The following is a 17,470-nucleotide window of genomic DNA, read 5'->3' on the forward strand; positions in this document are numbered from 1 at the left end:
TTGGACGGCATTCATTGTCATGCTGGCAAAACGTGCCATCGAGTCGTACGCTCGGTCCCATGAACCGTTACGAAGGACGTCGCGTCCTCATCACCGGCGGTGGCTCCGGCATCGGGCAGGCCACCGTCCACCGCATCCTGTCCGAGGGCGGCCGGGTCCACACCGTGGACGTCAGCGAAGCCGGCCTGAAGGCCACCGCCGAGCGGGCAGCGGCCGACGGGCACGCCGCAGCGCTCACCACCGCGGTCCTCGACATATCCGACGAGGCCGCCGTACGGGCGGGAGTGGCCGAGGCCGTCGCGGGCCTCGGGGGCCTCGACGTACTCGTCAACGCCGCCGGGATCCTGCGCTCCGCGCACACCCACCAGACGACGCTCGACTTCTGGAACAAGGTCATCACGGTCAACCTGACCGGCACCTTCCTGATGATCCGCGAGGCGATCCCGGCGCTGATCGAGGGCGACCAGCCGGTCGTCGTCAACTTCAGCTCCACCTCGGCGTCCTTCGCGCACCCCTACATGGCCGCCTACGCGGCGAGCAAGGGCGGCATCCAGTCGATGACCCACGCCCTCGCCGCCGAGTACAGCAAGCAGGGCGTGCGCTTCGTCGCCGTCGCCCCGGGCTCCATCGAGAGCGGGATGACCACGGGCAACGGCCCCGGCCTGCCCGAGGACACCGACTGGAGCCTGTTCACCAAGCTGGCCCCGGCCCTCGGCCAGGGCTTCGCCGGCCCGCAGACCGTCGCGGGCGTCGTGGCGATGCTCGGCTCGGAGGACGGCGCCTTCATCACCGGTACGGAGATCCGCATCGACGGCGGCACGCACTACTGACGAGCGGGCCCTCAGCCGCCGAAGCGGTCCCAGAGCCGGGGGAAGTGCTCCGCCAGCCCGGCCTCGTCCTCGAGGTCGAGCACGGCGCCCTCCGGCTCTGCGGCCTGCTCGGGGATGCCCAGGTCCGGCGGCTGTGCGCCGGTCAGCTGCTCGTACGCCTCGTCGGCGGCGTACCCCAGCTCCTCGCCGTCCCCGTCGATCTCCTCGTCGAAGTCGTCCAGCAGCTCCGCGAGGTGCTCCGGGTCGTGCACCGCGCCCTCGAAGACCTCCCGGCCCTGGCCGATCAGCCAGCAGCGGAAGAAGTCGAAGGCGTCGTCGCTCGCCCCGTTCAGCAGGACGGCGGCCGCCCCCCACAGCTCCCAGGTGTACGCGCGGTTGTACCGGGACTCGAAGTGTCGGGCGAAGTCCAGGACGGAGTCCGGGTCGAGCCGTACCAACCGTTCCACGAGCAGGTCGGCATGGTCCTCGGGGTCGCCTCCGGCGGCCGCGCGGGTGCTGTCGACGATCTCCCAGAACTCCGTCTCGTCCATCACCGCTCCAGCATCACGGTTGCGACCCCCACCCGCCACCGCGCGTACGGCGAAAGGCCGGTGTCCGCCCCCGGAAGGGGTGGACACCGGCCTTTCGGCTCAGTGCGCGCGGCGCGCCGCGGCTCAGATGCCGTAGCGCTCGCGGGCTTCCTTCACGGACGAGGCCGGGACCTCGCCGCGGCGGGCCAGCTGGGCCAGCGCGGCGACCACGATCGACTGGGCGTCGACGCCGAAGTGGCGGCGCGCACCCTCACGGGTGTCGGAGAGGCCGAAGCCGTCCGTGCCCAGCGAGGTGTAGTCCTGCTCGACCCACTGGCTGATCTGGTCCGGGACCTGACGCATCCAGTCGGAGACGGCCAGGACCGGGCCCTGGGTGCCTTCCAGCGCGCGGGTGACGTACGGCGTGCGCACCTCGCCGCGCAGCAGGGCCTCGTCGCACTCCAGCGCTTCGCGGCGCAGCTCGCCCCACGAGGTGGCGGACCAGACGTCGGCGGAGACGTTCCACTCGGCGGCGAGGAGCTTCTGCGCCTCCAGGATCCAGTGGATCGCCGTGCCGGAGGCCATGAGCTGGATCTTCGGGGCGTCGGCGGCCGGGGCCGCCTCCGCCAGGTCGGCCGCGGTGTTGAAGCGGTACAGACCCTTGATGATGCCTTCCTCGACGCCCTCGGGCATCGCGGGCTGCACCTTCGGCTCGTTGTAGACCGTCAGGTAGTAGAAGACGTCTTCCGGCTTCTCGCCGTACATCCGGCGCAGACCGTCCTTGACGATCACCGCGATCTCGAACGCGAAGGCCGGGTCGTAGTTGAGCGACGCCGGGTTCGTGGACGCGATCAGGTGCGAGTGGCCGTCCGCGTGCTGGAGGCCCTCGCCGGTCAGCGTGGTGCGACCGGCGGTGGCGCCGACGATGAAGCCCTTGCCGAGTTGGTCGGCGAGCTGCCACATCTGGTCGGCGGTGCGCTGCCAGCCGAACATCGAGTAGAAGATGTAGAAGGGGATCATCGGCTCGCCGTGCGTCGCGTACGACGTGCAGGCGGCGATGAAGTCGGCCATGGCGCCGGCCTCGGTGATCCCCTCGTTGAGGATCTGGCCGTCCTTGGCTTCCTTGTAGTACATGAGCTGGTCGCGGTCGACCGGCTCGTACGTCTGGCCGAGCGGCGAGTAGATGCCGGCCGAGGGGAAGAGGGACTCCATGCCGAAGGTGCGGGCCTCGTCGGGGACGATCGGCACCCAGCGCTTGCCGGTCTCCTTGTCCCGCATCAGGTCCTTGACGAGCCGGACGAAGGCCATGGTGGTGGCCATCTCCTGCTTGCCGGAGCCCTTGAGCAGCGGGGCGAAGGAACGGTCCGCCGGCGCGGGCAGGGCCACGTGCTTGACCTTGCGGGCCGGGGCCGGGCCGCCGAGCGCCGCGCGGCGCTCGTTCAGGTACTGCACCTCGGGGCTGTTGGCGCCCGGGTGGCCGTAGGGCACCTGGCCGTCGACGAAGGCGCTGTCCGGGATCGGCAGACCGAGGAGGTCGCGCATGTCCTTGAACTCGTCGACCGTCAGCTTCTTCATCTGGTGGTTCGCGTTCTTCGACTCGAACCCGGCGCCCAGCGTGTAGCCCTTGACGGTCTGCGCGAGGATGACCGTCGGAGCACCCTTGTGCTCCAGCGCGGCCTTGTACGCGGCGTAGACCTTGCGGGGCTCGTGGCCGCCGCGGGAGGTGTGGAAGCACTCGGCGATCTTCGCGTCGGACAGTACGCCGGCCAGCTGCACGAGGTCGGCGTTGGCGCCGAAGAAGTGCTGGCGGATGTAGGCCACGTCGCGGGTCGCGTACGTCTGGAACTGCGCGTCCGGTACCTCGCGCAGGCGGCGTACCAGGGCGCCCGTGGTGTCGAGCTGGAAGAGCTCGTCCCAGGCGGAGCCCCACAGGGACTTGATGACGTTCCAGCCGGCGCCGCGGAACTGGGCTTCCAGCTCCTGCACCACGCGGAAGTTCGCGCGGACCGGACCGTCGAGGCGCTGCAGGTTGCAGTTGATGACGAAGGTCAGGTTGTCGAGCTGCTCGCGCGAGGCCAGGGCCAGGGCGGCGGTCGACTCCGGCTCGTCCATCTCGCCGTCGCCGAGGAAGGCCCAGACGTGCGAGTTGGCGGTGTCCTTGATGCTCCGGTTGTGCAGGTAGCGGTTGAACCGCGCCTGGTAGATCGCGGAGAGCGGGCCGAGGCCCATGGAGACCGTCGGGAACTCCCACAGCCAGGGCAGCCGCCGCGGGTGCGGGTAGGACGGGAGGCCGTTGCCGCCCGACTCCTGCCGGAAGAGGTCGAGCTGCTGCTCGGAGATCCGGCCGTCGAGGAAGGCGCGGGCGTAGATGCCGGGGGAGGCGTGGCCCTGGATGTAGAGCTGGTCGCCCGATCCGTCGGACTCCTTGCCCCGGAAGAAGTGCTGGAAGCCGGTCTCGTAGAGCCAGGCCGCCGAGGCGAAGGTGGCGATGTGGCCGCCGACGCCGTACTTGGAGCCGCGGGTCACCATGGCGGCCGCGTTCCAGCGGTTCCAGGCGGTGATCCGGGCTTCCATCGCCTCGTCACCGGGGAACTCCGGCTCCGCGGCGGTGGGGATGGTGTTGACGTAGTCCGTCTCCAACAGCTTCGGCAGCGCGAGGCCGGCGGCCTCGGCGTGCTGGAGCGTGCGGCGGAGCAGGTATTCGGCGCGGCGCGTACCGGCGGCCTGTGCGACGGCGTCGAGGGAGGCCGCCCATTCGGCGGTCTCCTCGGTGTCGCGGTCCGGGAGCTGGTCGAGCTCGCTCGGAAGCTTTCCTACGGGGTCGGACATCGGTGTGCGCCGCCTTCCGGACAAAGGAGAGGTGGTGGAGAAAATCCCTGACGGGCAGGACAGGGTCGTTGGACCCGGGTGGGGTCCGCGGACGACTGTAAATCGCTGATCGATGATCGATCAAATGAAAGTGGCGAAAAAATGGCCATGTGACAAAAGTCGGCACCCGGTGCCATGAATCAAGGCACCCGGTGCCGGGCAAATCAGGTCAACTCAGGCGCGCGGAGCGCACCCGAGGACGTGCCGCTTCACCAGCAGACCGATCTCGGGGTCGCGGTTGCGGAAGGCTTCGACGAGCGAGGCGTGCTCCTCGGCGTACGACTTCTGCACGGTTCCCAGCCAACGGATCGACAGGGCCGTGAACACCTCGATGCCCAGGCTCTCCCAGGTGTGCAGCAGCACGCTGTTCCCGGCGGCCCGCACCAGCTCCCGGTGGAAGCCCACGGTGTGCCGCACCTGCGCCGTGCCGTCCTCGCTGCGGTCGGCCTCCCACAAGGCCGCCACATGCGGCTCCAGGGCCGCACAGTCGGCCGCCAGGCGGGGCGCCGCCAGCTCGGCGGCGATCTGCTCCAGGCCGGCGCGGACCGGGTAGATCTCCTCCAGGTCGGCCGCGGAGAGGTTGCGCACCCGCACGCCCTTGTTCGGCGCCGACTCGATCAGCCGCAGGGTCTCCAGCTCGCGCAGGGCCTCGCGCACCGGCGTCTGGCTGACCTCCAGTTCGACGGCGATCCGACGCTCCACGATCCGCTCGCCGGGCTTCCAGCGCCCGCTGACGATCCCCTCCACGATGTGCTCGCGGATCTGCTCGCGCAGCGAGTGCACCACGGGTGGCGTGATCATCGGGTCTTCATCTCCTGATCGGTGTACAGGGCCGTGCGGACCGGACTCGGGCCGCCCGAGGGGGGAGCCGCCCGATGTCCTAGAGAATACGGCGGCGCCCCCGCCCGGAAGTATTCCGGACGGGGGCGCCGACGGTGAGGCTCGTTACAACAGCGGTGCTGCTAGAGGCCGAGCTCGACCTCGAACTCGCCGGCCTCGAGGATCGCCTTCACGGCCGAGAGGTACCGGGCCGCGTCCGCGCCGTCCACCAGGCGGTGGTCGTAGGACAGGGTCAGGTACGTCATGTCGCGGATGCCGATGTTCGTGCCCTCGGCGGTCTCGATGACCACCGGGCGCTTGACCGTGGCACCGATGCCCAGGATGGCGACCTGGTTCGGCGGCACGATGACGGTGTCGAACAGCGCACCGCGCGAGCCGGTGTTGCTGATGGTGAAGGTCGCGCCCGACAGCTCGTCCGGCGTGATCTTGTTGCCGCGGACCTTGGCGGCCAGCGAGGCGGTCGCCTTGGAGATGCCCGCCAGGTTGAGGTCACCGGCACCCTTGATGACCGGGGTCATCAGGCCCTTCTCGGAGTCCACGGCGATGCCGATGTTCTCCGAGTCGAAGTAGGTGATCGTGCCCTCGTCCTCGTTGATCCGGGCGTTGACGACCGCGTGGGCCTTCAGCGCCTGGGCCGCGGCCTTGACGAAGAACGGCATCGGCGAGAGCTTGACGCCCTCACGGGCCAGGAACGAGTCCTTGGCCTGGCCGCGCAGCTTCATGATCTTGGTGATGTCCACCTCGACCACGGAGCTGAGCTGCGCCTGCGAGTGCAGCGCCTTCATCATGTTGTCGCCGATGACCTTGCGCATGCGGGTCATCTTGACGGTCTGCCCGCGCAGCTCCGAGACGGCGGCCGGGGCGGCGGCCTTCGGAGCGGCGGCAGCGGCGGCCGGAGCCGGTGCGGCGGCGGCCTTGGCGGCCTCGGCGGCGGCCAGGACGTCCTGCTTGCGGATGCGGCCACCGACACCGGTGCCCGTCACCGCGGAGAGGTCGACGCCGGACTCCGAGGCGAGCTTGCGCACCAGCGGGGTCACGTACGCGCCCTCGTCACCGGCGGAGACATGGCCCCCGGCAGTCACAGCGGGGGCCGGAGCGGCGACCGGGGCGGGAGCCGCGACCGGAGCCGGAGCGGCGACCGGAGCGGCCACGGGGGCCGGCGCGGCCGGAGCCGGGGCGACCGGGGCCGGAGCGGCGACCGGGGCCGGAGCGGCGACCGGAGCCGGGGCCGCGACCGGAGCCGGGGCGGCGGCGGCCGGAGCGGCCGCGGGAGCCGCGCCCGCCACGCCGATGACGGCCAGGCGAGCGCCGACCTCGGCGTTCTCGTCCTCGGCGACCAGGATCTCCAGCAGGGTGCCCGAGACGGGCGCCGGGATCTCGGTGTCGACCTTGTCGGTGGAGACCTCCAGCAGCGGCTCGTCGGCCTCGACCGACTCGCCGACCTGCTTCAGCCAACGGGTGACGGTGCCCTCGGTGACGGACTCGCCCAGGGCGGGGAGCACGACGTCCGTGCCGGACGCGGGGGCCGCGGCGGCGGGGGCGGGGGTCTCGGCCACGGGGGCCGGAGCCGCCGGGGCCTCGGCGACCGGAGCCGGGGCAGCGGGGGCCTCGGCGACGGCCGGCTCGGCGGCGGGGGCCGCGGCCGGAGCCGGGGCGCCGCTGCCGTCGTCGATGACGGCCAGCTCGGCGCCGACCTCGACGGTCTCGTCCTCGGCCACCTTGATGGAGGCCAGGATGCCGGAGACGGGGGAGGGGATCTCGGTGTCGACCTTGTCGGTCGAGACCTCGAGCAACGGCTCGTCGGCCTCGACGCGCTCGCCCTCGGCCTTCAGCCAGCGGGTGACGGTGCCCTCGGTGACGCTCTCACCGAGCGCCGGAAGGGTTACGGAAACCGACATGGTTTCAGTTGCTCCTAACGAAAGTGCGGATGTGGTCGTCGCGCCCGTGACTGTGGATTAGTCGTGGGAGTGAAGCGGCTTGCCGGCCAGGGCCAGGTGGGCCTCGCCGAGCGCTTCATTCTGGGTCGGGTGCGCGTGGATGAGCTGCGCGACCTCGGCCGGCAGAGCCTCCCAGTTGTAAATCAGCTGGGCCTCGCCGACCTGCTCGCCCATCCGGTCGCCGACCATGTGGACGCCGACCACGGCACCGTCCTTGACCTGGACGAGCTTGATCTCGCCCGCGGTCTTCAGGATCTTGCTCTTGCCGTTGCCCGCCAGGTTGTACTTGAGGGCGACGACCTTGTCCGCGCCGTAGATCTCCTTGGCCTTGGCCTCGGTGATGCCGACGGAAGCGACCTCGGGGTGGCAGTACGTGACGCGCGGGACGCCGTCGTAGTCGATCGGGACGGTCTTGAGACCGGCCAGACGCTCCGCCACCAGGATGCCCTCGGCGAAGCCGACGTGCGCGAGCTGGAGGGTCGGGACGAGGTCACCGACGGCCGAGATGGTCGGCACGTTGGTCTGCATGTACTCGTCGACCAGGACGTAGCCGCGGTCCATCGCGACGCCCTGCTCCTCGTAGCCCAGACCCTGCGAGACCGGGCCGCGGCCGATGGCGACCAGCAGCACCTCGGCGTCGAAGGTCTTGCCGTCGGCCAGCGTGACGCGCACGCCGGTCTCGGTGTACTCGGCCTTCTGGAAGAAGGTGCCGAGGTTGAACTTGATGCCGCGCTTGCGGAACGCGCGCTCCAGGATCTTCGAGCTGTTCTCGTCCTCGACCGGGACGAGGTGCTTGAGGCCCTCGACGACGGTGACGTCGGTGCCGAAGGACTTCCACGCCGAGGCGAACTCGACGCCGATGACGCCGCCGCCCAGGATGATCGCGGACTCGGGCACGCGGTCCAGGACCAGCGCGTGGTCCGAGGAGATGATGCGGTTGCCGTCGATCTCCAGGCCCGGCAGCGACTTCGGCACGGAGCCGGTCGCCAGCAGGACGTGGCGGCCCTGGACGCGCTGGCCGTTCACGTCGACGGAAGTCGGGGAGGAGAGGCGGCCCTCTCCCTCGATGTAGGTCACCTTGCGCGAGGCGACCAGGCCCTGCAGACCCTTGTACAGGCCCGAGATGACCTCGTCCTTGTACTTGTGGACACCGGCGATGTCGATGCCCTCGAAGGTGGCCTTGACACCGAACTGGCCCGCTTCGCGAGCCTGGTCAGCGACCTCGCCCGCGTGCAGCAGAGCCTTCGTGGGGATACATCCGTTGTGCAGGCAGGTGCCACCGAGCTTGTTCTTCTCGATCAGGGCAACGTCGAGACCCAGCTGGGAGGCCCGCAGCGCCGCGGCGTAACCGCCACTGCCACCGCCGAGGATCACTAGGTCGAAAACGGTGCTGGCGTCGTTCGCCACGTCACGTCCTCCATGCATGTGCGCCGGGCGCCGGTCCTCTGGGACCGGGCGGCGGCTGGTAATCGGCCGCTTTTCTTCGGCCCTGTGGTGGGGGCCCTGTCCTGCCGAGAACCCATCTTCGCATTTGTCGGGGGCACACGGGACGCCGGGCCCGGGGTGGGACGGGGCGTTCTGCCCGAACCGACGGTTACCGAGGCGTAGAAACCTACGGAGCGCAGCGGATTTTCGTCGAGAGTGAACAGGGCGGAAGTGAACGCCGGGCGAAGAGCGCCCCCGGGACCTCGATCAGGTCCCGGGGGCGCGTCCTCACCATCCGTTCACCAGGGGTGAGCGGTGCGTCAGCCCAGGTCGCCCGTGGCCGTGCGCTCGGCCAGCCGCACCAGGGTGCGCACGGCGGAGCCGGTGCCGCCCTTGGGGGTGTAGCCGTACGGGGCGCCCTCGTGGAAGGCGGGACCCGCGATGTCCAGGTGCGCCCAGGTGATGCCCTCGCCCACGAACTCCTGGAGGAAGAGGCCGGCCACCAGGCCGCCGCCCATGCGCTCGCCCATGTTGGCGATGTCGGCGGTGGGGGAGTCCATGCCCTTGCGCAGGTCGGCGGGGAGCGGCATCGGCCAGGAGGCCTCGCCGACCTCCTCGGCGATCTCGTGGATCGAGGTGCGGAAGGCGTCGTCGTTGGCCATGATGCCGAAGGTCCGGTTGCCCAGGGCCAGCACCATCGCGCCGGTCAGGGTCGCGACGTCGACGATCGCGTCCGGGTTGTCCTCGGAGGCCTTGGTCAGCGCGTCACCCAGGACCAGGCGGCCCTCGGCGTCCGTGTTGAGGACCTCGACGGTCTTGCCGCTGTACATGCGCAGCACGTCACCGGGGCGGGTGGCGGTGCCGGAGGGCATGTTCTCGGCGAGCGCGAGCCAACCGGTGACGTTGACCTGGAGGCCCAGCTTGGCGGCCGCGACGACGGCGGCGAACACGGCGGCGGCGCCGGACATGTCGCACTTCATCGTCTCGTTGTGGCCGGCCGGCTTCAGCGAGATGCCGCCCGAGTCGTAGGTGATGCCCTTGCCGACGAAGGCGAGGGTCTTCTCCGCCTTGGCGTGGGTGTAGGAGAGCTTCACCAGGCGCGGCGGGTTCGCGGAGCCCTGACCGACGCCCATGATGCCGCCGTAGCCGCCCTTGAGGAGCGCCTTCTCGTCCAGCACCTGGACCTTGATGCCGTTCTCCTTCGCGGCCGCGGAGGCGACCGCGGCGAAGGCCTCGGGGGTCAGGTCGTTCGGCGGGGTGTTGATCAGGTCACGGGCGACGTTGACCTCGGCGGCCACGACCGCGGCGCGCTCGGCCGCGGCCTTGTGCTCCTTGTCGCGGGGCTTGGCGCCGAGCAGCGCGATCTCGGCGAGGGGCTGCTTCGGACCGGAGTTCTTCGCGCCCTTCTTGTCGCCGCCCTGGTACGCGGTGAAGGCGTACGCGCCCAGCAGCGCGCCCTCGGCGACCGCGGTCACGGCGGAGGCGTCGTCCAGGGGCAGCGCGAAGGCGGCCTTCTTGGTGCCGTGCAGCGCGCGTGCGGCGGCGCCGGAAGCGCGGCGCAGCGCCTCCTCGTCGTAGGACTCGTCCGTGTCCGGGACCGAGCCGAGCCCGACCGCCAGCACGACCGGGACCTTCAGGCCGGCCGGGGCGGGCAGCTTGGTGATCTCGCCTTCGGCGCCGGAGGCACCGAGGGCTTCGAGCACGGTGCCCAGCTTTCCGTCGAACGCCTTGTCCACGGCCTCGGCGCCGGCGGCGACTACGGGGCCCTTGGGGCCCTTCGCCACGCCGACCACGAGGGCGTCGGCGCGCAGCGTCGCAGCGCCGGCAGTGCTGAGAGTCAGAGCAGTCACGGTGGTGAAGTCTCGCTTCCGTCTATGTGGTGTGGGGCTGCGGTCGGGTCGGGGTCGCCGGCCGTTCCGACAGCGATCGTATTCCGGCTCGGCGGCCGCCAGAAATGAGCCTACGCGCACGCACTCGTCCGTACGTCACTCGAAGGTTTGGCAAGTTGTTCGATCAAGGCGCTGGACGGTTCACCCATCTGTGGCCTGTGTTACAGGTTTGCCGATTAGACCTGACGAGGTCCGAGAGACTCGAGCCACTCTCGCAAGGGGACGCGGGGTCCCTTTGCATGATTTCCACAGAGCCTCCTCGATTCGGCCGTCCGCCATGGCCGAGGTCGTGGGGAGCCTGCGGGGGGAAAGGCCGAAATGGTCAACAAGAACCGGATGAACAGGGTTGCCGCCGCCATGGCTGCGACCGCCCTGATGTCCGTCGCAGTACCCGCCGCGACCGCCCAGGCGGCCACGGCGCCACGGGTCGACCTGAAGGTGCTGGTCGTCGACGACGGCGGCAGTTCCGTCCAGGCGATCACCGCGGAACTCACCAGCACCGGGGTTCCGTTCACCCGCGTCGACCTGGGCAGCAGCAGCCGCCCGGTGATCAATGCGGCGTACCTGGCCGATACGGTCGACGGCCGCCCGCGCGCCAAGTTCCAGGGGGTGGTGCTGCCGAACGAGAACCCGTTCGGAGCGGGCTCGGCCGAAATGACCGCGCTCAGCGCCTACGAGACGACGTACGGCATCCGGCAGGTGGACGCCTACACCTGGGCGCACCCGGAGGTCGGTCTGGAGTACACGGACAACGGTGGTTACAGCGGGACGCTCGACGGCACCCAGGCGGCCGTCACGACGGCGGGCAAGGCCGGTCCCTTCGGGTACCTGGGGGGCCAGGTCGCCTTCGAGGACAACTCGCCGCTGATCCCCGAGAGCTACGGCTTCATGGCCAAGCCGCGGGCCGGCTACACCAGCTACCTCGATGCCCCGGTCGGCTCCGGGCGGGCCTCGCTCGTCGGTGAGTACGCCCACGACGGGCGCAAGGAACTGGTGGTCACCTTCGGGTACAACCAGTACCAGCAGCAGTTCCGGCTGCTGGCCCGGGGCATCGTCGAGTGGCTCACGCAGGGCGTGCACCTCGGCCAGAGCCGGAGCTACTTCGCGGTCCACGTCGACGACGTGCTGGCGCCGGACGCGCGCTGGAGCAAGGACCTCAACTGCACGCCGGGCGACTACGCCTGTGCGGGCGGCGCGGGCCAGGAGAGCGACATCCGGATGACCGCCGCCGACGCGCAGTACCTCGCGCAGTGGCAGACGAGCAAGAACTTCAAGCTCGACATGGTCTTCAACGCCGGCGCGGGCGAGGAGTGGAAGAGCGAGCACGCGGGCGCCGACCCGCTCGTCACCCAGCTGATCGCGGACAAGGCGAAGTACCGCTGGGTGAACCACACCTACACGCACCTCTTCCTCGGGTGCCTGCAGAACGTCGACACCAACCCCTGGACCTGCAAGACCAACGCCCAGGGCGCCGTCCAGTGGACCACCCGGGCCGACATCTCCAAGCAGATCAGCGACAACAACAACTGGGCCGCGTCCAAGGGCATCACCACCGACCGCTCCGAGCTGGTCACCGGCGAGCACTCGGGCCTCAAGGTGGCGCCCCAGCAGCCCGTGGACAACCCCAACCTGGCCGGGGCGCTCGCCGACAACGGCGTGAAGTGGACCGCGAGCGACAACTCCCGCGAGCCGGAGATGCGGGCCGTCGGCGCCGCCCAGACCGTCCCCCGGTACCCGATGAACGTGTACTACAACACGGGCACCAACGCGGAGATGGCCGACGAGTACAACTGGATCTACACCAGCCGTGCCGACGGCGGCAGCGGCCTGTGCGAGGACAACCCGGCGACCTCGACCTGCCTGCCGGCCCCCCTCGACGCCACCACCGGCTTCCTGAACTACATCGTCCCCCAGGAGACCCGGACCGCCCTGCGGCACGTGCTCTCCAACGACCCCCGGCCGCACTACGTCCACCAGGCCAACCTCGCCGAGGACCGCACCCTCTACCCGGTGCTCAACCAGGTCCTGGACACCTACCGGACCCTGTACGCGCCCAGCACGCCGATCGTGAACCAGAGCCAGAAGGACTCCGGCGTAGAGCTGAGCCGCCGGACCGCCTGGGCCAAGGCGATCGCCGCGGGCCAGGTCACCGCCTACCGCATCGGCACCGACGTGACGGTCAAGGCCCCCAGCGGGGTCGTCGCGCCGGTCACGGTCCCCGAAGGCACGAAGAAGCAGCTGCTGCTCGGCACCTCCGTCTTCGGCACCGCCTACGCGGGCAACCGGTCCGACTGGACCGCGCCTGAGGTCCTCCAGTCCGCGGTGACGCTCAAGCTGCCGAGCTGAACCGTTCCGGCCGACCGGACCGTTCCGGCCGACTGAACCGTTCCGGCCGCTCGAACCGGCCCACCCAGCCGAACCGGCCCGCCCGGCCGACCCGCCAGGGCTGAACGGCGCCCGCACGACACGCGGCACGCGACAAGCACGCCGCACGCAGCACACGACAAGCACGCCGCACCACAGCGCCGGCGCTCCGCGAACCCACGGGCGCCGGCCCCTTTTCCGTCCTGGGGGGACACACCGCATGAGTCATGGGCGTCACGTCACCATGCTCACCGAAGGCACCTATCCGCACGTCCACGGGGGCGTCAGCACCTGGTGCGACCAGCTCGTCCGGGGGATGCCGGAGGTGGACTTCAACGTCATAGCCCTGACCGGCTCCGGTCGCGAGCCGGTCACCTGGGAACTGCCGCGCAACGTCTACCGGCACACCGCCGTACCGCTCTGGGGCCAGGCCCCCGTCCGCGGCCGCCGCTGGGCCCCGCGGGGCAAGGCCCACCGCCGTTTCACCGAGACCTACGAACAGTTCCTGCTCTCCCTGCTCGATCCCGGACCCGGCCCCGGCAACGCCGCCTTCTCCGCCGCCCTGCGCGAACTCGCCGTGCACGCCCGGGCCGGCCGGCTCACCACGGCCCTGCGCTCCGAATCCGTCCTGCGCACGCTCATGGCCGTGTGGACCCGCCCGGAGCTGCCCACCGCGGGCGCCGCCCCCACCATCCACGACGCGCTCACCGCGACCGACCTGCTGGAACACGCGCTGCGCCCGCTCGCCGTCCGGATCCCGCCCGACAGCGTCGCGCACGCCGTCAGCAGCGGCCTCGCCACCCTCCCGGCGCTCGCCGCCAAACGCCTGGACGGGGTCCCGTTCCTGCTCACCGAGCACGGCATCTACCTGCGCGAGCGCTACCTCGGCTACCGCACCGCCGCCCAGAGCTGGCCCGTCAAGGCCCTGCTGCTCGCCTTCTACCGCGAGCTGAACGGCGAGGGGTACCGCCAGGCCGACCTGATCACCCCCTGCAACCAGTACAACCGGCGCTGGGAGGAGCGCGGCGGTGCGCCCTCCGAGAAGATCCGCACGGTCTACAACGGCGTCGACCCGCACGCCTTCCCCGACGCCGGACCCGAACCCGCGGTCCCCACCCTCAGCTGGTGCGGGCGCATCGACCCGATCAAGGACCTCGACACCCTCATCCGTGCCTACACGTTCATGCGCGAGGAGCTCCCCGCCCTGCGGCTGCGGCTCTTCGGGCCCGTCCCCGCGGGCTGCGAGGACTACCGGCTGAGCCTGGAGAAGCTCGCGGTCGAACTCGGGGTCACCGACGGGATCTCCTACGAGGGCCGCATCGACGACGTCGCCCGGGCGTACGCGGCGGGCAGCATCGTGATGCTCTCCAGCATCAGCGAGGGCTTCCCCTTCAGCATCATCGAGGCCATGTCCTGCGGGCGCACCACCGTCTCCACCGATGTCGGCGGGGTCCGCGAGGCCGTCGGCGACACCGGCCTCGTCGTACCGCCCCGCGAACCGGAGCTGATGGCCAAGGCCACCCTCGCGCTGCTGCGCGACGACGCCCGCCGCGCGGAGTTGGGCCGCAGGTCGCGCAAGCGGGTCGTGGAGAAGTTCACCCTCCACCGGTCCGTGGACGGCTTCCGGCACATCTACCGTGAGCTCGCCGGCCAGCCCGTGCTGCCCGTCCGCGCCGGCGACGACTGGACCCAGCGGCTCGCCGACCCCTGGTACCGCGAACTGGCGGCCGACGGGAGCCTGTGGTGAGCGGCTCCCTCTGGCTCAAGACCCCCGGCGGCGACACCCTGCCCGCGATCCCCCGGCCCCGGCGCGCCGGGGCGGGGGCGCCCGCCGGCGACCCGATGGAGGAACTCGCCGAGCGGCTCGCCCCCTTCATCGCGGCCGCCGTGCACCCCGACGAGATCGCCGCCGTCCTCGAATCCGACGGCATGACCGACGAGCACATCCGGCTCGCCTACGGCCGCCACGACTCCTTCGGCCTCGCCGAGGAGCTGTACGCCCGGGTGCCCCGGTCCTTCCCCGAACCCGCCGAGACCCCCGACCCCTGGAAGGTCTCCCTCACCGCCTGCCTGCTGCGCGGGCTGATCTTCGCCCTGCCCGGGCTCGCCTACGTCCTGGGCGCGCCCCTGCTGGAGGGTCCGCCCGACCGGTTCGGGCTGCCCGCCGGGACGCTGACCCTGCTCGCCGGGGCCCTGATCGGCTGGGTCTGGGACCAGACCCTGTCCCACCGCGCCTACTCCTGGCTGGGCCTGGGCGACCGGGCCGCCGCCGGCCGGACCCTGCTCGTCGGCGCCCCGGCGGGCGCCCTGCTGGGCGGTGCGGCGGCCCTGGCGGTGCCCGGCGGCCCCGCCTTCTCCTACGCCTTCGCCGCCGGGCAGGCGCTCTACGTCGGGGCCGCGACGGTCCTGCTCGTGCTCGGCCGGGAACGGCTGCTGCTGTGCGCGCTGGCGCCGATGGCGGCGGGCGCGGTGGTGTCGCTGGTCGTGGGGCTGGCGACGCCGCTGCGGGTGGCCCTGCTCCTGCTGTCGCTGCTCGGGGCCTGCACCCTGGCGCTGCGGGAGCTCCCGCTGGTCGAGGGGGTGCGGACGGCGGCCCGCCGGGTCCGCGACCGGCTCCGGCGGGGGCCCGGCGAGGGGACGGTCCGCTGGCGGATGCTGCGGGGCGCCGAGGAGGAGTTCGCGCCGCGCGGACCCCGGCTCGGGGATTCGGTGCCCTTCGGGGTCTTCGGTCTGGGTACCGGCCTCCTCGTGCTCTACGCCGCCCTCGGAGAGGTGCTCGCGGGCGGCCCCGCCGAGGCGGTCGCGGCCCCCTCGGCGGTGGCCCTCACGCTCAGCATGGGACCCGCCGAATGGCTGCTCCACCGCTTCCGCAGCGGCTCCCTCGCGGGGCTGCGGGCCGCTCGCTCGCCCCGGGCGTTCTGGGGGCGGATGGTGGCGACCCTGGCCGAGTGCCTGGCCTCGTACCTGACGGTGCTCCTCGCCCTGGGCATCGCCGGAACCCTGCTGTGGACCGGGGCGCCCGGGCTCAGCGGGGTCCGGGTGGCGACCTTGCTGTTGCTCGGCACCGTGATGTGGACCGGGCTGCTGCTCCAGTCCTTCGGCGCGGTCCGGGCCGCCGCCGGGGTGTGCGCGAGCGCGGCCGGGGCACAGAGCCTGGCCCTGCTGACCGGCTTCGGCCAGCCCCGGCTGGTCCAGCTGGTGGTGGCGGGGGCGGCGGCAGCGGCCCTGGCCGGGCTGGTCTGCGTACTCCTCGGCCGTGCCACGGCGCACCGCTGACCCGACCAGAGGGAAGTGAAGGAAGACATGTTGCTGGTGCCCCTGTACGAGCACCCCGCCGACCGGCCCGAGGCCTGGGAGGCCCTGATCCGCTCCGCGGGCCGGCTGCACTCGGTGGTGCTCAACCCCGACAGCGGTCCGGGCACCGCCCCCGACGAGCGGTTCGCCGCGGTCGCGGAGCGGCTGCGCGCGGCGGGCGTGCCCGTCCTGGGCTACGCCGACACCGACTACGGACGGCGCCCGCACGCGGCCGTCGTCCAGGACCTGTTGCGCCACCGCGAGTGGTACGGCACGGACGGGGCCTTCCTCGACCAGGCGTCCGCCGAGGGGGACCAGCTGGCCCACTACCGGCGGCTCGCCGTCGCCTCCCGGGCCGCCGGCGCCCGTACGCTCGTACTCAACCACGGCGTGCACCCGCACCCCGGGTACGCCGAACTCGCCGACCTGCTGGTCACCTTCGAGGGTCCGTGGGACGCCTACCGGGACGCGGCGGCGGTCCCGCCGTGGACCGCCGACCATCCCGCCCAGCGGTTCTGCCACCTGGTGTACGCGGTCCCGCCGGGCGCCCCCGCGGCCGAACTGGCCGCGCAGCGCGGGGCGGCGGTGCACTGCGCGGTCCCGGGCACCGGGGCGCACCCGTGGGGGACCTTGCCGTACGCGCTGGAGGCCGCAGGATGAGGAGACCGCTCGCCGCGGGAGCGGGTGGCCGGCGGCTGCTCTGGCTGCTGCCGCTGCTGCTCCTCGCGGCCTGCACGGCGGGCCCGGACGACGACGGCGGGGACGGTGGGGACGGTCCCGGCCCGGGTCCGGCGCCCAGCCGGGCGCCGGGGGAGCGTTGGCAGCCGAAGCCCGGCCTCGGCTGGCAGTGGCAGCTCACCGGGAAGCTGGACACCTCGGTGGACGCGCCGGTCTACGACGTGGACGGGTTCACCACCACAAGGGAGCAGGTCGCGGGACTGAAGAAGGACGGCCGGGAGGTCATCTGCTACCTGTCGACCGGCGCGTGGGAGGACTTCCGGCCGGACGAGGGGGACTTCCCCAAGGACATGCTCGGCAAGGGCAACGGCTGGGAAGGGGAGCGCTGGCTCGACGTCCGGCGGCTGACCGAGCTGGAACCGCTGATCGCCAAGCGCTTCGACATGTGCCGGGACAAGGGCTTCGACGCGGTGGAACCGGACAACATGGACGGCTACCGCAACGCGTCCGGCTTCCCGCTGACCGCCGAGGACCAGCTGCGCTACAACCGGCTGATCGCGAAGCTGGCGCACGACCGGGGGCTCGCGGTCGGCCTCAAGAACGACCTGGACCAGATCCCGCAGCTGGTGGGCGACTTCGACTTCGCGGTCAACGAGCAGTGCGCGCAGTACGGGGAGTGCGAGCGGCTGAGCCCCTTCGTGGCGGCGGGCAAGGCGGTCTTCCACGTGGAGTACGAGCTGCCGCTCGGCCGTTTCTGCGCGCGCTCCAAGGAGCTGGGGATCAGCTCGCTGCAGAAGAAGTACGACCTGGACGCCTGGCGCAAGACCTGCTGAGCC

12 protein-coding genes are annotated in these 17,470 nt (G+C 71.5%); 6 read left to right on the forward strand and 6 right to left on the reverse strand.

The annotated features are described in order from the left end of the window. Positions 1-59 precede the first annotated feature (59 nt). Complete coding sequence (locus ACIBEA_RS32810) at positions 60-830, forward strand: SDR family NAD(P)-dependent oxidoreductase (RefSeq protein ID WP_399266844.1); 771 nt, start codon at positions 60-62, stop codon at positions 828-830. Positions 831-841: 11 nt separating this feature from the next. On the opposite strand, the gene ACIBEA_RS32815 is transcribed toward ACIBEA_RS32810, so the two are convergent. The 6 genes from ACIBEA_RS32815 to ACIBEA_RS32840 all read right to left on the reverse strand — a co-directional run bounded on the left by ACIBEA_RS32815 (position 842) and on the right by ACIBEA_RS32840 (position 10,259). Further along, positions 842-1,360 carry a DUF4240 domain-containing protein gene (locus ACIBEA_RS32815; RefSeq protein ID WP_399266845.1) on the reverse strand — a complete coding sequence of 173 codons (519 nt, stop codon included), beginning with the start codon at positions 1,358-1,360 and terminating at the stop codon, positions 842-844. Positions 1,361-1,483: 123 nt separating this feature from the next. Further along, complete coding sequence (gene aceE, locus ACIBEA_RS32820) at positions 1,484-4,168, reverse strand: pyruvate dehydrogenase (acetyl-transferring), homodimeric type (protein ID WP_399266846.1); 2,685 nt, start codon at positions 4,166-4,168, stop codon at positions 1,484-1,486. A gap of 213 nt (positions 4,169-4,381) precedes the next feature. Beyond that, positions 4,382-5,005, reverse strand: a complete 624-nt coding sequence (locus tag ACIBEA_RS32825) for a GntR family transcriptional regulator (protein ID WP_399266927.1) — start codon at positions 5,003-5,005, stop codon at positions 4,382-4,384. 164 nt (positions 5,006-5,169) lie between these two features. Beyond that, positions 5,170-6,945 carry a 2-oxoglutarate dehydrogenase, E2 component, dihydrolipoamide succinyltransferase gene (gene sucB, locus ACIBEA_RS32830; protein WP_399266847.1) on the reverse strand — a complete coding sequence of 592 codons (1,776 nt, stop codon included), beginning with the start codon at positions 6,943-6,945 and terminating at the stop codon, positions 5,170-5,172. A 57-nt stretch (positions 6,946-7,002) separates the two neighbouring features. Next, positions 7,003-8,391, reverse strand: coding sequence for a dihydrolipoyl dehydrogenase (lpdA, locus tag ACIBEA_RS32835; protein ID WP_330330062.1), 1,389 nt, complete (start codon positions 8,389-8,391; stop codon positions 7,003-7,005). Between the two features lie 338 nt (positions 8,392-8,729). Next, positions 8,730-10,259: a leucyl aminopeptidase gene (locus ACIBEA_RS32840; protein ID WP_399266848.1), complete on the reverse strand. Its 1,530-nt coding sequence runs from the start codon at positions 10,257-10,259 to the stop codon at positions 8,730-8,732. Positions 10,260-10,655: 396 nt separating this feature from the next. Between ACIBEA_RS32840 and ACIBEA_RS32845 the strand changes: the two genes are divergently transcribed. The 5 genes from ACIBEA_RS32845 (at position 10,656) to ACIBEA_RS32865 (ending at position 17,467) form a co-directional block, all read left to right on the forward strand. Next, a complete protein-coding gene (locus ACIBEA_RS32845) occupies positions 10,656-12,644 on the forward strand; it encodes a hypothetical protein (RefSeq protein ID WP_399266849.1) in 1,989 nt (662 codons plus the stop codon). 238 nt (positions 12,645-12,882) lie between these two features. Further along, entirely contained in the window at positions 12,883-14,409 is a 1,527-nt protein-coding gene (pelF, locus tag ACIBEA_RS32850) for a GT4 family glycosyltransferase PelF (RefSeq protein WP_399266850.1), read from the forward strand. Further along, complete coding sequence (locus tag ACIBEA_RS32855; protein WP_399266851.1) at positions 14,406-15,938, forward strand: hypothetical protein; 1,533 nt, start codon at positions 14,406-14,408, stop codon at positions 15,936-15,938. The genes pelF and ACIBEA_RS32855 overlap by 4 nt, the downstream gene beginning before the upstream one ends. Before the next feature lie 27 nt (positions 15,939-15,965). Continuing rightward, positions 15,966-16,616, forward strand: a complete 651-nt coding sequence (locus tag ACIBEA_RS32860) for a spherulation-specific family 4 protein (protein WP_399266852.1) — start codon at positions 15,966-15,968, stop codon at positions 16,614-16,616. Next, positions 16,613-17,467 carry an endo alpha-1,4 polygalactosaminidase gene (locus ACIBEA_RS32865; RefSeq protein ID WP_399266853.1) on the forward strand — a complete coding sequence of 285 codons (855 nt, stop codon included), beginning with the start codon at positions 16,613-16,615 and terminating at the stop codon, positions 17,465-17,467. Before ACIBEA_RS32860 ends, ACIBEA_RS32865 begins: the two co-directional genes overlap by 4 nt. Positions 17,468-17,470: the final 3 nt, after the last annotated feature.

Origin of the sequence: Streptomyces sp. NPDC051555, from assembly GCF_044454405.1 — a bacterium.
Classification (GTDB): Bacteria; Actinomycetota; Actinomycetes; order Streptomycetales; family Streptomycetaceae; genus Streptomyces.

Bases quoted from the DNA above. Each gene is read 5' to 3' on its own strand.
- ACIBEA_RS32810 (WP_399266844.1), top strand. From the start codon at position 60: ATGAACCGTTACGAAGGACGTCGCGTCCTCATCACCGGCGGTGGCTCC.
- ACIBEA_RS32815 (WP_399266845.1), bottom strand. From the start codon at position 1,360: ATGGACGAGACGGAGTTCTGGGAGATCGTCGACAGCACCCGCGCGGCC.
- aceE (WP_399266846.1), bottom strand. From the start codon at position 4,168: ATGTCCGACCCCGTAGGAAAGCTTCCGAGCGAGCTCGACCAGCTCCCG.
- sucB (WP_399266847.1), bottom strand. From the start codon at position 6,945: ATGTCGGTTTCCGTAACCCTTCCGGCGCTCGGTGAGAGCGTCACCGAG.
- ACIBEA_RS32845 (WP_399266849.1), top strand. From the start codon at position 10,656: ATGGCTGCGACCGCCCTGATGTCCGTCGCAGTACCCGCCGCGACCGCC.
- pelF (WP_399266850.1), top strand. From the start codon at position 12,883: ATGAGTCATGGGCGTCACGTCACCATGCTCACCGAAGGCACCTATCCG.
- ACIBEA_RS32860 (WP_399266852.1), top strand. From the start codon at position 15,966: ATGTTGCTGGTGCCCCTGTACGAGCACCCCGCCGACCGGCCCGAGGCC.
- ACIBEA_RS32865 (WP_399266853.1), top strand. From the start codon at position 16,613: ATGAGGAGACCGCTCGCCGCGGGAGCGGGTGGCCGGCGGCTGCTCTGG.